We start from the raw sequence: 14,008 nt of genomic DNA, 5'->3' as shown, positions 1-14,008 counted from the left end.
ACATACGTCACCGCCTGCCCAAAGGCTGTGCCATGCCGGCAACATCCAGAAACAATCGCAGCGTGTGGCGCTCCGGACCACAACGACATGCCCTCCCTTTATGTAATTGAATCCAAATGATTTATGCTTGTCGCGATGTCGCCCTGGTCCGCTGCGTCCATCCGACGCGGGAAAGCACGCCGTCGATCACCGGCCAGAACAGCAGGACGATCGCCAGCGTCGTGATCGAGCCGACCAGGCCGTTCGACCAGAACACCTTGAGGTCGCCGCCGGAGCCGATCATCGACAGACGAAAGGCGTCCTCGGCGCGATTGCCGAGCACGAGCGCGAGGGTGAACGGCGCCAGCGGAATGCCGATCTTCTTGAAGACGTAGCCGACGATGCCGAAGCCGAGCATCAGCCAGATGTCGAACATCGCATTCTGGATCGCGTAGGCGCCGATCGCGCAGGACACCACAATCATCGGCGCCACCGCGGCAAACGGCACACGCAGGATCGAGGCGAAGATCGGCACCGTCGTCAGCACCAGCACGAGGCCGACGACATTGCCGAGATACATCGATGCGATCAGGCCCCAGACGAAGTCCTTGTGCTCGACGAACAGCAGCGGCCCCGGATTGAGCCCCCACACCATCAGGCCGCCGAGCAGGATCGCCGCGGTCCCCGAGCCGGGAATGCCGAGCGCCAGCATCGGCAGCAGCGCCGAGGTGCCTGACGCATGCGCCGCCGTCTCAGGCGCGAACACGCCCTCGATGCGGCCCTTGCCGAAACTTTCGGGATCCTTGGCGAAGCGCTTGGCGAGGTTATAGCCCATGAAGGAGGCCGCGATCGCGCCGCCCGGGGTGATGCCGAGCCAGCAGCCGATGAAGGAGGAGCGCAGCAGCGTCGCCCAGTATTTCGGCAGGTCCTTCCAGACACCGAGCACGACGCGGAGCGAAATGCTCGCCGCATGTCCCCGCAGCGCCAGCCGCTCCTCCATCGTCAGCAGGATCTCGCTGATACCGAACAGGCCGATCACGGCCACCAGGAAGTTGATGCCGCGGAGCAGCTCCGGCGAGCCGAAGGTCATGCGGAGATTGCCCGACACGGTATCCATGCCGATGCCGGCGAGCAGCAGCCCCAGCGACATCGAGATGACGGTCTTGTGCTTGGCCTCGCGCCCCAATCCGACGAACGAGCAGAATGTCAGCAGATAAACCGCGAAAAACTCGGGCGGGCCGAACTTCAGCGCAAAGGACGAGATCATCGGCGCGAGGAACGTGATCAGCAGCACCGCGACCAGCGAGCCGATGAAGGAGGAGGTGAACGCCGCGGTCAGCGCCTCCGCGGCCCTGCCCTGCTGCGCCATCGGATAGCCGTCGAAAGTGGTCGCGACCGACCAGGCTTCGCCGGGGATGTTGAACAGGATCGAGGTGATCGCGCCGCCGAACAGCGCGCCCCAATAGATGCAGGACAGCATCACGATCGCCGAGGTCGGATCCATCGTGAAGGTGAGCGGCAGCAGGATCGCGACGCCGTTCGGGCCGCCGAGGCCCGGCAGCACGCCGACGAAGATGCCGAGCACCAGCCCGACCATCATCAGGACGAGTGTCTTCCACGTCAGCAGGACGGCAAAGCCGTGAAGCAGGAGACCGAAAGCTTCCATCGCGGGACCGCCTAGCGGCCGAAGGCCGCTTCGAGCGGCCCTTTCGGCATGATGACGTCGAAGGCGACGTCGAATGTGACGAACATGATCGCCGTGAACACAACAGCGGTGAGCAGCGACTTCCACAGGGCGATCTTGCCGACGAAGCGCATGAAGCCCGAGATCAGCAGGAAGCTCGCGACATAGAGGCCGAGGAACTGCATCACGAGGCAGAACAGCAGCGTCGGCACGAACACCGCCATGACGCGGCGGGCCTGCGCGCGCGTGACGAAGGTTCCGGACGCCGCACGCCGCGCCAGCAGCGCCACGATCAGGCCGTAGAGGCTGCCGCCGCCGAGGATGACCGAGAGATAGAACGGAAAATAACCGGGTTCGGGCCCGGTCGAATCCCAGGACGCGCCGGTGCGCCAATTGTCGTAGCCGAGCGTGACGGCCAGAGCGAGCAGCAGCAGGCAGACGAATATCTCGACCGTGCCGGACGAGACGACGGAAGGCGAGTCGTCTTCGGGCGCGGTCGGATCGTCGACGACGATTTCGAGATCGGTTTGGGACATGGGCTAACAACAAATACTGTGGCCAATCCCCTCTCCCCGCTTGCGGGGAGAGGGTCAGGGTGAGGGGGAGTCTCCACAGTGACGGTGAAAGTTGAGCTCGCGGAGAGTCCCCCTCACCCGGATCGCATCTTCCGATGCGATCCGACCTCTCCCCGCAAGCGGGCGAGGTGAAGAGGAGGGTTACTTCGCGACGAATCCGGCTTCGGTCATCAGCGACTTGTTGATGGCATCATCCTCCTCGAGGAACTGCACCATGTCCTTGCCGGTGAGGAAGATCGGCTTCAGCGCCTGCTTCTCCATGTAGTCCTTGTACTCGGCGGTCTGCGTCACCTTGTGGAACAGATCGACGAAGAACGCCTGCTGCTCAGCCGTCACCTTGCCGGGCAGGAACATCGCGCGCAGCATCAGATATTGCACGTCGACCCCCTCCTCCTTGCAGGTGGGGATGTCAGCCCAGGACTGCGTGTCCGTCACCTTGCTGGTGTAGGAGATGCGCTCCTTGTCGAACACGCAGAGCGGGCGCACCTGGCCGGCGCGCCAGACCTCGAGATTTTCGGATGGGTTGTTGACGTTGGCTTCGGTGTGGTTGCCGACCAGCTGGGTCGCGGCCTCGCCGCCGGACTTGTAGGGCAGATAGGAGAATTTTGCGCCGGTCTTCTGCTCGAGGAAGACGGTCAGCACGTGATCCTCGCGCTTGGAGCCGGTGCCGCCCATTTTGAACGGAGCGCTCGCCGCCTTCGCGGCCGCGACGAATTCCTTCACCGTCTTGGGGCCCGCGCTGTTGTCCCAGAGCACGAACTGGTCGAGCGCGACCACCGAAACCGGGGTCAGTTCACGCCAGTTGAACGGGATCTTGGCCGACAGCGGCAGCATGTAGATCAGCGAATAGGCGATCAGCACCTTGTTCGGATCGCCCTCGCTGGACTTCATGTACATCAGCGCTTCCGCACCCGAGGCGCCGCCCTTGAGCGAGACCACGATCGGCTGCTTCATCAGATTGTTCTTCTGGATCGCGGCCTGCATCATCCGCGCCATCTGGTCGGAGGCGCCGCCCGCGCCCGCCGCCACCACGATCTCGACGGGCTTTGCCGGCTCCCAGCTGGCAACAGCCGGCGTGCCGCAAAGCGCGACTGTCAGCGCAATCGCGGCCTTCATTCCATGTCCCACGGGCGTCTTCCCTATGTTCTTGTTCGGATTGGAAATTCAGAGATGAATTCAACGACCATTGTGCTGGCGAATCCGGCCAAGTTCAAGCCGTCCGACGTCATCCCCGTTATGACTTTGGAATGAGATGACGCAACGCAAAAAAGCGGGCTCCTTGCGGAGCCCGCGCCTTGGGGCTTCAAACCCGGATGCAGTAGCCTACACGACCAATATGTCGTGCTGATTGAGCAGCACGCCGTTCTGGACGCTGACAACTGCGACCGCCGCACCCTGGGTGCCATCAGCGCTGTAATAGAGCGTCTGGTTGCCGGTGTCGAAATGGAATTGGGAGAAGCCCGAGAACACATCGTCGCCGGAGGTCTCGAACGTCACGTCCATCCCTGCCGTCAGCCCGCCACCGAAGCTGCTCGCGGAGACGGCGATGCGGTCGTGCTCGGTGGTGTTGTTGAAGTCGCCGATTGTGCTCGGACCGGATGGTTGGAGGAAGGCGAAGGTATCGTTGCCGCCGCCGCCGGTCATCGCATGGCCGCTGGCCGTGGCGATCAGGACGTCGTTGCCGCCGCCCCCGCTCATGGTCTCGCTCCCGTTGGCCGCGATCAGGATGTCGTCGCCGCCGGTGCCGGTCAGCGCGCTCGCGCCGGCCGTGTTGTTGATGATCGTTGCCGTGGTCGCATTGGACGAGGTCGTTCCGTCGGAGGTGGTGTAGCTGAACGAGCCGCCAAGCGTCCCGTCGTCGGTGAAGAAGGCATCTCCGAACGCGACAGCACCACCACCGGAGCTCGTCGTGATACCGCCAAGCGAAAGATGGTCGATGGTGTCGGGGTCAGTGTCGTTCAAGGCCAGGGCCCAGCCGGGGATCTGGACCGTCGCATTGGCGCCGACATCGGTGATCACGGTCTCGCTGGCCGCCGTCGGCGCATCATTGGTGCCGCTGATGGTGACGGTGACATCCTGCGTGGTCGAGCCGCCATTGTTGTCGGCGATCGTCACCAGATAGTCCTGGGTCAGCGTCTGCCCCTGCGCCAGGAACTGGATGTCGGCATTGTCGACCGTGAAGTGCCAGGCGAGCGAGCCGGCGCCGCCGGCCTCGCTGATCGGATCGAGCGAGAACGTGCCGACATAGCCGCTGCCGTTCGGCACGAAGCTCGCGCTGTGCGTATGCCCCGTCTCGGCGTCGGAGAACGACAGCGAGCCCGCCGTGGATTCGGTGGCCGGCCCCGTCGCCGGGCTGACGCTGACGGAATCGAGGATCATGCCGGTGTCATTGTCCTCATAGGAAAACTGCAGCAGCGTGGATGACAGCACGCCGTCGCCGAGCATATCGAAGGAATAATGGTTGACGCCGGCCGGCACGTTGCCGAGCGACAGGATCGTGGCGCCGTCCCACGATACCGTGAACGGCGCACTGACGCTCTCGGGATCGCCGATGACGTCGAAGCTGACGAAATAGTGCTGGCCGGGCGTGGTCGCGACGTTCTGCGACAGCGTTTCCGGATTGCTCGTCGGCAACAGCTCGACCGAGTAATGGCCGAAGCTGCCGCCGAGCTCGAGCTGCGCGACGTGGATGTGGCCGCCGCCACTCACCGTCCAATTGGCCAGATTGCCGGTCTCGAAATCGCCGTTGAGGATCACCGGCGGGCCGGCGTCCTCGGTGACCGCTCCGCTGAGATTGGCCGCGGTAACTAGCGGGTTGTCGTTGGCGCCGGCGATATCGAAGGTGATCGTGGTCGAGGCCTGGTGGCCCTGGCCGTCGGCGACCGTGAAGGTGAACTGGTCGGTGACGTTGTCGCCGGCGAGCAGCGCGTCGACCGACGCATCCGCGACGTAGCCGTAAGAGCCATCGGCGTTGAGCACCAGCGTTCCATGCGCACCGGCGACCGAATGGCCGACATTGGCGGCGCTGCCGTTGACCTCGGTAATGGTCCGCGGCGTGCTCTGGTCGACCGGCTGGGTGATGTCGAAGATGGCACCGCTTGCGATTCCCGTACCGGCATCCGGGCCCGCCGTATCGGACGCCGCGATCGTCAGCGGCGTCAGGACCAGCGGATCAGCCGCACCGTCGATGGTGACGGTGACGGTCTGGACCGAATTGGTAAAGCCGTCCCAGACATTGACGTCGTATTGCACGGTCAGCGTCTCGCCGACGCTCAGGAAGTCGAGATCGGCGTCGGGAATGCTGAAAGTCCAGTCGATGCTGCCGATTCCCGTGCCCGTGGAATCATGCAGCACCGTTGCGAGCGCCGATTGAAGGTCGACCAGCGTCTGCGCCGGGGCGGCAAAACTGTTGGCCGACCACACCGCCGAATTCAGCACGACGCTGACGGAATGGGCGTCCGACAGATCGACGTCATTGAAGCTCAGCGTTCCCGTCGGCACCGGACTGGTGGTGTCGGGCGATTGCGATCCGGTCACGCCAGGCTGCTCGGACAGCGACGCGGATCCCGGTCCGCTGGTGATCACCGGCGCGTCGTTGGCGCCGGTGATCACGACGGAGACGGTCTGCGTCGAACTGGTCGAGCCGTCCGCGACCTTGATGTTATAGGTCACCGTCAGCGTCTCGTTGAACGCGAGATAGTCGAGATCGTTGTCGGCAATCGCAAAGTTCCAGTCGATGCTGCCGGTGCCGGTGCCCGTGGAATCGTGCAATGTCGTCGTCAGCGCCGCTGCGAGATCCGCCTGCGTCGCGGCGGGCGGCGTCGGCCCCGAGGTCGAGTCCAGCGTGACCGTCACCGTGTGCGTATCGCTGGTGTCCTGGTCGGTGAAGGCGAGCGTGCCCGCCGGGATCGTCGGCGTCGTGTCCAGGACCGGGGAGCCCGTCGTGGCGTCCTGTTCGGCAACGGTGGAGGATTCCGGACCGCTCGTGATCACCACGGGTTGGTTGACCCCGAGGACGGTGATGGTGACGTCCTGGGTCGTGGAGCCGCCGTGACCGTCGTCGACCGTGACGTGATAGACAAGCTTGAGCGTCTCGCCGCCGTTGAGGAAATTGGCGGAGGAATTGGGAAACGCGAAATTCCAGTCGACCTCACCGATCAGATGGCCGGTCGAATCCTGAAGTGCGGTGCCGAATGCCGCCAGCAGCTGCGCATTGGTCAGCGGGATCGCTCCGCCGCCCGAACGGGTCGCGGTGACCGTCGTCGAGACGCTGTGCGCGTCGGCAAGATCGATGTCGGTGAAGAGCAGGCTGTCATGGGCGGTGAGATTGCCGCCGGGGTCGACATTCTGATTCTCGACGAGCGCGGCCGATTCCGGGCACGACAGGAAAAATGGCTTGTCGTTGGTGCCGACCACCGTCACGGTGACGGTCTGCGTCGAGATCCCGCCGGCATGGTCGTCGAGCTGCACCGTGTAGGTGATATCGAGATGCTGGCCCGCCGCAAGATAGTCGAAGGCGGGGTCGGGCGCCGAGAAGGTGGTGTTGATGGTGCCGGTCGCCGAGCCCGACGTCTTGACGACGTTGTCGACGTGATAGAACGACATCAGCTCGGCGTTGCCGAACGGGCCCGGCAACAGGCCCGCGGTGGCGCCGGAGGCGGAGACGCCGATCACTGTCGCGGTGTGCCCGGTGTTGGCGAGGTCGTCATCGGTGAAGTTGAGCGCGACGTGAACCGTGTCGGGCGAGAGCGACAGCGTCTGGTTGGTCTGCTCGGTGACTGTCGCCGCCGTGGTCATGTTGATCACCGGCTTGTCGTCGGTGCCGGTGATGGTGATCTTGACGGTCTGAATCGCGAAGCCGCCGTGGTTGTCGAGGATCTTGACGTCATAGGTCAGGACCAGCGTCTGGTTCTTGGCCAGGAAGTCGAAATCCTGGTCCTGGTCGCTGAAACTCCATTTGAGCTGCCCCGAGCCGTTTGAATCGCTCAGGATCTGCGATTGCATCGCGGTCTGGAAATGCGCAAGCGAGGCCGCCGGAACGATCGTTCCGCCCGAGACCACCGCGGAATGCAGCGTCGCCGACGTCGTATGGGCGTCGGTCCTGTCGCTGTCCCTGAAGCTCATCGTCCCGGACAGAGTGTGCAGCGTGGTTGAATCGTTGAGGTTGGCAAATTCGGTGAAGCTGCCCGTCGCGGATGACGAGGTGAAAACCGGCGTGTGGTTGGTCATGGAAAATTCCCTGCCTGGTTGCCATGGAGGCGCCGCCGCACGAGGGCGCGGCGACGTGACTGATCGGTCCGAGAAATCAGACGAGACTCAACGGTCTTGCATCAAAGCGTTGGCTTAGGGTCTTGATCTAGGAGCTTGATTCAGGAGCTTGGGCTTGTTCGCGAGGCCGTCCCGGGATGGTTGGCAGCAATAGAATTGGCGCGGCTCGCGTCGTGGAAATTACGTCGCTATGTCTTCAGTTCAATTTCAGTTCAATGACGTCCGGTTGCAGGACGGTCGGTCAGAACGCTTCGCAAAATTCACGTCAATGGATTCAATCGGACTTGAAATCACTTGCTGGCCGGCCTGTCGGCTCGAGGAATACGAGAAGGCATCATGCAACCTCTGCGATCTTATGCCCGAGCTCGTCGCGCCGTCAACGTGGACGCGTAACCGCAGGCGCGTGCAATTGCGGCTCCGGAGGGCGGAACCGCTTGAAAGATTTGTGACATTGCAATTGCGCGGGGGCCGCTGACCATGAGGGGTCAGCAATCGCTTCCACCGGTCGCGCCGCACCCAGCACGGCGCAGCCGGCCGAGGACGCGGGCTACCTGCCCTTCCAGTTCGGCGTGCGCTTGTTGAGGAAGGCATCCATGCCTTCGCGGAAATCTTCGCTCATATAGGCTTTCAGGATCAGGTCCTCGCCCTCTTCGCGCGACAGCGTACGGCGGATGCGGCGCACCGCTTCCTTGGTCGCTTCAAGCGTGAGCGGCGCATGGCTGGCGACCAGCTTTGCGGTCTCGTCGGCGCGGCGCTGCAGCGTCTCGACGTCGGGCACGATCTCGTTGAGGAGGCCGAGCGCCAGCGCCTCCGGCGCCTCGACGAGGCGCGCCCTAAAGATCAGATCCTTGGTGCGGGCGGGTCCGACCAGCGCGACGACGCGGCTGATGTTCGACATCGACAGGCAGTTGCCGAGCGTGCGCGCGATCGGAAAGCCCATCCGCGTCGTCTCGGTGCCGATGCGCAGGTCGCAGCAGGCCGCGATGCCGGCGCCGCCGCCGGTGCAGGCCCCGGCGATGGCCGCGATCACGGGCACGCGGCACTGCTCGAGCGTGCCGAGCACGCGGTCGATGCGGGCCTCGTAGTCGAGCGCGTCCTGCGCGGTCTTGAACGCACGGAACTGGGAAATGTCGGTGCCGGAGGCGAAGGCCTTGTCGCCGGCGCCGGTCAGGATCAGCGCCTTGATCGAGCGGTCAGCGTTGATCTCCTGGCAGATCTCCGCCATGCGATCATACATGGCGAAGGTCATGGCGTTGCGCGCCTGCGGGCGGTTGAAGGTGATCCGCGCGATGCCGTCCTGGACGGAGTAGAGCAGGTCTTCGTTGGCAGTCGTCGGTGCGTTCATCGCGCGCTCTCTTCTTGTCTAGGTCGGTCCAGGCCAGTTGAGCCTTTAAGCTACCTGGGCCTTGGTCATCGGCACCGCGTCGCGTCCCTTCAGGACGTCCATGGCCGCCAGGACGCCGCCGCTCCGGTGGGGGATCTTTGTCAGATCCAGGCCCATCTCGACGCCGGCGAGCGTGCCCATCAGCATCAGATCGTTGAAGTGGCCGATATGGCCGATGCGGAAGACCTTGCCCTTGACCTTGTTCAGGCCGGTGCCGAGCGACATGTCGAAGTTCTCCAGCACAACCTTGCGGAAGGCGTCGGCGTCGTGGCCATCAGGCACGCGCACGCCGGTCAGCGCCGGCGAATGCGCAGCCGGGTCGGCGCACTGCGTCTCCAGGCCCCAGACCTTGATCGCGGCACGCGTCGCCGCGCTGTGGCGCTTGTGGCGGGTCCAGACGTTCTCCAGCCCCTCCTCTTCCAGCATCTTGACCGCCTCGCGCAGGCCGTAGAGCAGGTTGGTGGCGGGCGTGTAGGGGAAGGTGCCGAGCTTGTTGAAGTTGATGACTTCCTGCCAGTCCCAGTAGGAGCGCATGCCGGGGTTGGCCTTCGCAACGGCGAGCGCCTTCTCCGAGACGGCGTTGAAGCCGAGGCCGGGCGGCAGCATCAGGCCCTTCTGCGAGCCCGCGACCGAAACGTCGATACCCCAGGCGTCGTGCTCATATTCCATCGAGCCGAGGCCGGAGATGGTGTCGACCATCAGCAGCGCCGGATGCTTGACGCGGTCGAGCAGCTTGCGCACCTCCAGCGGCGGCGTCACGCAGCCGGTCGAGGTCTCGTTGTGCACGACGCAGACCGCCTTGATCGCGTGCTGCTTGTCGGCGACGAGGCGCTTCTCGATCTCGGCGAGGTCGGCGCCGTGGCGCCAGTCGCTCGGGATGAAGTCGACGTCGAACTTGAACTTGTCGGCGATGCCGCGCCACAGCACGGCGAACTGGCCGGTCTCGCACATCAGGAGCTTGTCGCCGGGCGCGAACACGTTGACCATCGCCGCTTCCCAGGCGCCGGTGCCGGACGAGGGGAAGATGATCACGGGCTGCTTGGTGCGGAACACCCGCTGCATCGAGGCGAGAACCGCAAAACCGAGCTCGGCGAACTCCGGACCGCGATGGTCCAGGGTCGGCATGTCCATCGCCCGCAGCACCCGGTCGGGCACGTTGGTCGGTCCTGGAATCTGTAAGAAATGCCTTCCAGTGTGCACGGTCATCGGCGTCCTTCCCGGTCTTTGAAGCTTGTCTCGGCTTTGGCGTCGGTCGGCCCGAATTCAGGGCTCCCGCGAGCCGCTCGCATATCACTATTCGCCGGGCTTGTCCCTCGCCCGGCGAGGTCCGTCAATGCACAAGAAGCAGGGCTCGCTTGCCAAGGGCCGTGACGGGAGGCAAGACGGTGCCGGCGAACAGGCGAAAGCGGATCATGGCGGCGGAAGTGGCTGGAAAATCACCGGAATCGGCTGAAAAGGACGGCCTGGCGGCACGCCTGGCCCGGGAAATCACCGGCGATGTCCTGTTCGACCGCTTCAGCCGTGGCCGCTACGCCACCGACGCCTCGTTCTACCAGATCGTGCCGGCCGGCGTGGTCGTGCCCAAGACCATGGACGAGGCCCTGCTGGCCCTGGCGATCGCCCGCGATGAGGGGCGCAAGGTCACCCCGCGCGGCGGCGGCACCTCGCAATGCGGCCAGACCGTCAATGACGGGATCGTGGTCGATCTGTCGAAACACCTGAACCGCATCCTCTCGCTCGACGTCGAAGGCCGCACCTGCGTGGTCGAGCCCGGCATCGTCCTCGACGATCTCAACCGGCAGCTCAGAAAGCACGGTCTCTGGTTCCCGGTGGACGTCTCCACGGCCTCGCGCGCCACCATCGGCGGCATGGCCGGCAACAATTCCTGCGGCGGACGCTCACTCCGCTACGGCACGATGCGCGACAACACGCTATCGATGGAGGCCGCGCTTGCCGACGGCACGCTCGGCCGTTACGGCGAGGTCTCGCGCGATCTCTCCGATCTCGACGCGGGCAACAGCGCCCGCGCCCTGTTCCGCGACATGCTCGATCTCGGCACGCGCGAGGCCGACGAGATCGCGGCGCGCTTTCCAAAAGTGCAGCGCCGCGTCGGCGGCTACAATCTCGATGCGCTGGTGCCGCGCAATGCGCGCAACAACATGGCGCACCTCCTGGTCGGCTCCGAGGGCACCCTGGCCTTCACCACCAAGGTCGAGCTGAAGCTGTGGCCCGTGATCCGCAACAAGGCGCTGGGCGTTTGTCATTTCGGCAGCTTCTACGAGGCGATGGATGCGGCCCAGCATCTCGTCAAGCTGAAGCCGATCGCGGTCGAGCTGGTCGACCGCACCATGCTCGCGCTCGGCCGCGACATCGCGATGTTCCGCCCCATCATCTCTGCCGCGATCAAGGGCGATCCGGACGCCGTGCTGGTCGTCGAGTTCGCCGAAGAAGACCAGGCGGACAACCTCGTGCGCCTGAAGCAGCTCGGTGAGCTCATGGGCGATCTCGGCTTCGGCTGGACCAACGACAAACGCAAATGGGGCGGCGTGGTCGAGATCACCGAACTCGCGCTGCAGAGCGGCATCGCGGATTTCCGCGCCGCCGGCCTCAACGTCATGATGTCGATGAAGCAGGAGGGCAAGCCGGTCTCCTTCGTCGAGGACTGCGCCGTGCCGCTGCCGCACCTCGCCGACTACACCGCACGGCTGAACGAGGTGTTTGCCAAGCACGGCACCAGCGGCACGATGTATGCGCACGCCTCCGAGGGCTGCCTGCACGTGCGCCCGGTGTTGAATTTGAAGCTGGAGAAGGACGTCAAGGCGATGCGCGCCATCGCCGAGGAGGCCTTCGCGCTGGTGCGCGAGTACAAGGGCTCGCATTCCGGCGAGCATGGCGACGGCCTGGTGCGCTCCGAATTCCACGAGACGATGTTCGGCGAGCGTCTCGTCGCCGACTTCCGCGAGGTCAAGCAGCGCTTCGATCCCGATGGCGTGCTCAATCCCGGCAAGATCGTCGATGCGCCCAAAATGGACGACCGCTCGCTGTTCCGCTTCAAGCCCGACTATCGGGTCGGCGAGCTGAAGACGAAGCTCGACTGGTCGGCTTATCCCGGCGCCGGCGGCGGCTTCCAGGGCGCGGTCGAGATGTGCAACAACAACGGCGCGTGCCGCAAGCTCGAGGGCGGCGTGATGTGCCCGTCCTACCGCGCCACGCGCAACGAGAAGGACGTCACCCGCGGCCGCGCCAACAGCTTGCGGCTCGCGATCTCCGGCCAGCTCGGCCCGGATGCGTTGTCCTCCGACGAGATGATGGAAACGCTGAAACTCTGCGTCTCCTGCAAGGCCTGCCGCCACGAATGCCCGACCGGCGTCGACATGGCCAAGATGAAGATCGAGGTGCTGGCCGCGCGCGCCGCCTCCCACGGCCTGACGTTGCGCGACCGCCTGGTGGGTTATCTGCCGCGCTATGCCGGCCTTGCCGCGCGCTTCGCGCCGCTGGCCAATTTGCGCAACCGCAGCTCGCTGCTCCGAAAGCTGTTCGAGCGCTTCGCCGGCATCAGCGCACGCCGCGCCCTGCCCGCCTTCCGCAACGACGTGTTTGCGCCGGCGACCGAAGTGGTTGGGCCGGTTGATGGCCGCGAGGTCGTGCTGTTCGCCGACACCTTCAATCGCATCTATGAGCGCGAGAACCTCGATGCCGCGCTGCGCGTGCTCGCGGCCGGCGGTTATCGCGTTCACCTGCCGAAGCCCACCAGCGGCAGCCGTCCGCTCTGCTGCGGCCGCACCTTCCTGTCCGCAGGCCTCGTCGATGAAGCCAGGGTCGAGCTCGATCGGCTGGTCGCTGCCTTTGCGCCCTTTGCCGCGCGCGGCGTGCCGATCGTCGGCCTCGAGCCGAGCTGCCTGTTGACGCTGCGCGACGAGCTCGCCTCGCTGCGCAAGGACAACGACGCCAAGGCGGTCGGCGCGCACGCGCTGACCTTCGAGGAATTTCTGGTGCGCGAGGCCGAGGCCGGCCGGCTGCAACTGCCGCTCGGCACCATCGCTCACAAGGCCGTCGTGCACGGCCATTGCCATCAAAAATCCTTCGGCGCCTTCAAGCCGGTCGAGCAGGTGCTGCGGCTCGTCCCGGGCCTCGCGGTCGAGACCATCGAGTCGAGCTGCTGCGGCATGGCCGGCGCGTTCGGCTATGGCGCGGACACCTATGATGCCTCGATCGAGATGGCCGAGCTGTCGCTGCTGCCGGCCGTGCGGCGCGCAGACCCGACGACTCTCGTCGTCGCCGACGGCACCTCCTGCCGCCACCAGATCCATGACGGCACCCGGCGCGAGGCGCTTCACGTCGCGCGCGTGCTGGCGATGAGCCTCGATCGTACTGAAACCAATTCCACCTCAACTGCTGCAAAGGAAACCAGCCATGGCTGACCTCACCCTCGACACCGCCCGCAAGATCCTGGACGCCGCCTTCGCGAAGGCCGGCGAACTCAAGCTGAAGCCGCTGGTCGTCACCATCCTCGACGCGCGCGGCGTGCTCAAGCTCGCCGCTGCGCAGGACGGCACCAGCCTGATGCGCGGCGAGATCGCGCATGGCAAGGCCTATGGCGCGCTCGCCATGGGCATGGGCTCGCGCGCGCTGTTCCAGCGCGCCCAGGAGCAGGCCTTTTTCATCGACGCCGTGAACACCATCGCCAAGGGCGCGCTGGTGCCGGTCCCCGGCGGCGTCCTGATCATGGACGGCGCGACGCTGCTCGGCGCCGTCGGCGTCTCCGGCGACACCTCCGACAATGACGAGGCCTGCGCGGTGGCGGGCATCCAGGCCGCGGGGCTGAAGCCGAACGCGGGGTAAGGTCCCGTAGGGTGGGCTAGCCCTGTGGGCGCGCAAAGCGCGGCCGCAGGGCGTAACCCACCTCTTCTGCTTCTGCGGGACAGACAGTGGTGGATTACGCTGACGCTAATCCACCCTACGACACCTACAAGCCCTTGCGCCACCCGACGGGCGAAACACCCATCGCTCGGTCAACCGTCACATCCCAAAATATTCGCCTTTACCGAATTTCTGATTTATCGCATTGTCGCCCCATCCTGATCCCGTGACAAGGGGCGGTCGTACGTCGTCACGAAC

At 65.1% G+C, this 14,008-nt stretch carries 8 protein-coding genes; 2 read left to right on the top strand and 6 right to left on the bottom strand.

What is annotated here, in order from left to right; genetic code table 11:
* Positions 1-121: 121 nt before the first annotated feature.
* From CIT37_RS13680 to CIT37_RS13655, 6 genes are all read right to left on the bottom strand, one after another.
* Positions 122-1,645 (bottom strand): tripartite tricarboxylate transporter permease, encoded by a 1,524-nt coding sequence (locus CIT37_RS13680; protein ID WP_095425683.1) that lies wholly within the window; start codon positions 1,643-1,645, stop codon positions 122-124.
* An 11-nt stretch (positions 1,646-1,656) separates the two neighbouring features.
* Positions 1,657-2,199: a tripartite tricarboxylate transporter TctB family protein gene (locus tag CIT37_RS13675; protein WP_095425684.1), complete on the bottom strand. Its 543-nt coding sequence runs from the start codon at positions 2,197-2,199 to the stop codon at positions 1,657-1,659.
* Positions 2,200-2,379: 180 nt separating this feature from the next.
* Positions 2,380-3,354 carry a Bug family tripartite tricarboxylate transporter substrate binding protein gene (locus CIT37_RS13670; RefSeq protein ID WP_161966394.1) on the bottom strand — a complete coding sequence of 325 codons (975 nt, stop codon included), beginning with the start codon at positions 3,352-3,354 and terminating at the stop codon, positions 2,380-2,382.
* 207 nt (positions 3,355-3,561) lie between these two features.
* On the bottom strand, positions 3,562-7,467 hold the full coding sequence (locus tag CIT37_RS13665; RefSeq protein WP_095425686.1) for a VCBS domain-containing protein: 3,906 nt from the start codon (positions 7,465-7,467) through the stop codon (positions 3,562-3,564).
* A 586-nt stretch (positions 7,468-8,053) separates the two neighbouring features.
* Positions 8,054-8,851 carry an enoyl-CoA hydratase/isomerase family protein gene (locus CIT37_RS13660; protein ID WP_095425687.1) on the bottom strand — a complete coding sequence of 266 codons (798 nt, stop codon included), beginning with the start codon at positions 8,849-8,851 and terminating at the stop codon, positions 8,054-8,056.
* A 45-nt stretch (positions 8,852-8,896) separates the two neighbouring features.
* The gene (locus tag CIT37_RS13655) at positions 8,897-10,096 is read right to left on the bottom strand and encodes a pyridoxal-phosphate-dependent aminotransferase family protein (RefSeq protein WP_095425688.1); all 1,200 of its coding nucleotides are present in this window, start codon (positions 10,094-10,096) and stop codon (positions 8,897-8,899) included.
* A 206-nt stretch (positions 10,097-10,302) separates the two neighbouring features.
* Here CIT37_RS13655 and CIT37_RS13650 point away from each other — a divergent pair, with 206 nt between their 5' ends.
* Both CIT37_RS13650 and CIT37_RS13645 read left to right on the top strand, forming a co-directional pair.
* Entirely contained in the window at positions 10,303-13,311 is a 3,009-nt protein-coding gene (locus CIT37_RS13650) for an FAD-binding and (Fe-S)-binding domain-containing protein (RefSeq protein WP_161966536.1), read from the top strand.
* Complete coding sequence (locus CIT37_RS13645; RefSeq protein WP_018319272.1) at positions 13,304-13,732, top strand: GlcG/HbpS family heme-binding protein; 429 nt, start codon at positions 13,304-13,306, stop codon at positions 13,730-13,732. The genes CIT37_RS13650 and CIT37_RS13645 overlap by 8 nt, the downstream gene beginning before the upstream one ends.
* The last annotated feature ends 276 nt before the right edge of the window (positions 13,733-14,008 follow it).

Source organism: Bradyrhizobium ottawaense (genome assembly GCF_002278135.3).
Lineage (GTDB): Bacteria > Pseudomonadota > Alphaproteobacteria > Rhizobiales > Xanthobacteraceae > Bradyrhizobium > Bradyrhizobium ottawaense.
Note: the sequence above shows the minus strand (reverse complement) of the source record. Positions and strands in the feature narration are given on the sequence as shown.

Excerpts from the sequence above, each read along its gene's own strand:
- CIT37_RS13680 (WP_095425683.1), bottom strand. The coding sequence starts at position 1,645 with ATGGAAGCTTTCGGTCTCCTGCTTCACGGCTTTGCCGTCCTGCTGACG.
- CIT37_RS13675 (WP_095425684.1), bottom strand. The coding sequence starts at position 2,199 with ATGTCCCAAACCGATCTCGAAATCGTCGTCGACGATCCGACCGCGCCC.
- CIT37_RS13670 (WP_161966394.1), bottom strand. The coding sequence starts at position 3,354 with ATGAAGGCCGCGATTGCGCTGACAGTCGCGCTTTGCGGCACGCCGGCT.
- CIT37_RS13665 (WP_095425686.1), bottom strand. The coding sequence starts at position 7,467 with ATGACCAACCACACGCCGGTTTTCACCTCGTCATCCGCGACGGGCAGC.
- CIT37_RS13660 (WP_095425687.1), bottom strand. The coding sequence starts at position 8,851 with ATGAACGCACCGACGACTGCCAACGAAGACCTGCTCTACTCCGTCCAG.
- CIT37_RS13655 (WP_095425688.1), bottom strand. The coding sequence starts at position 10,096 with ATGACCGTGCACACTGGAAGGCATTTCTTACAGATTCCAGGACCGACC.
- CIT37_RS13650 (WP_161966536.1), top strand. The coding sequence starts at position 10,303 with ATGGCGGCGGAAGTGGCTGGAAAATCACCGGAATCGGCTGAAAAGGAC.
- CIT37_RS13645 (WP_018319272.1), top strand. The coding sequence starts at position 13,304 with ATGGCTGACCTCACCCTCGACACCGCCCGCAAGATCCTGGACGCCGCC.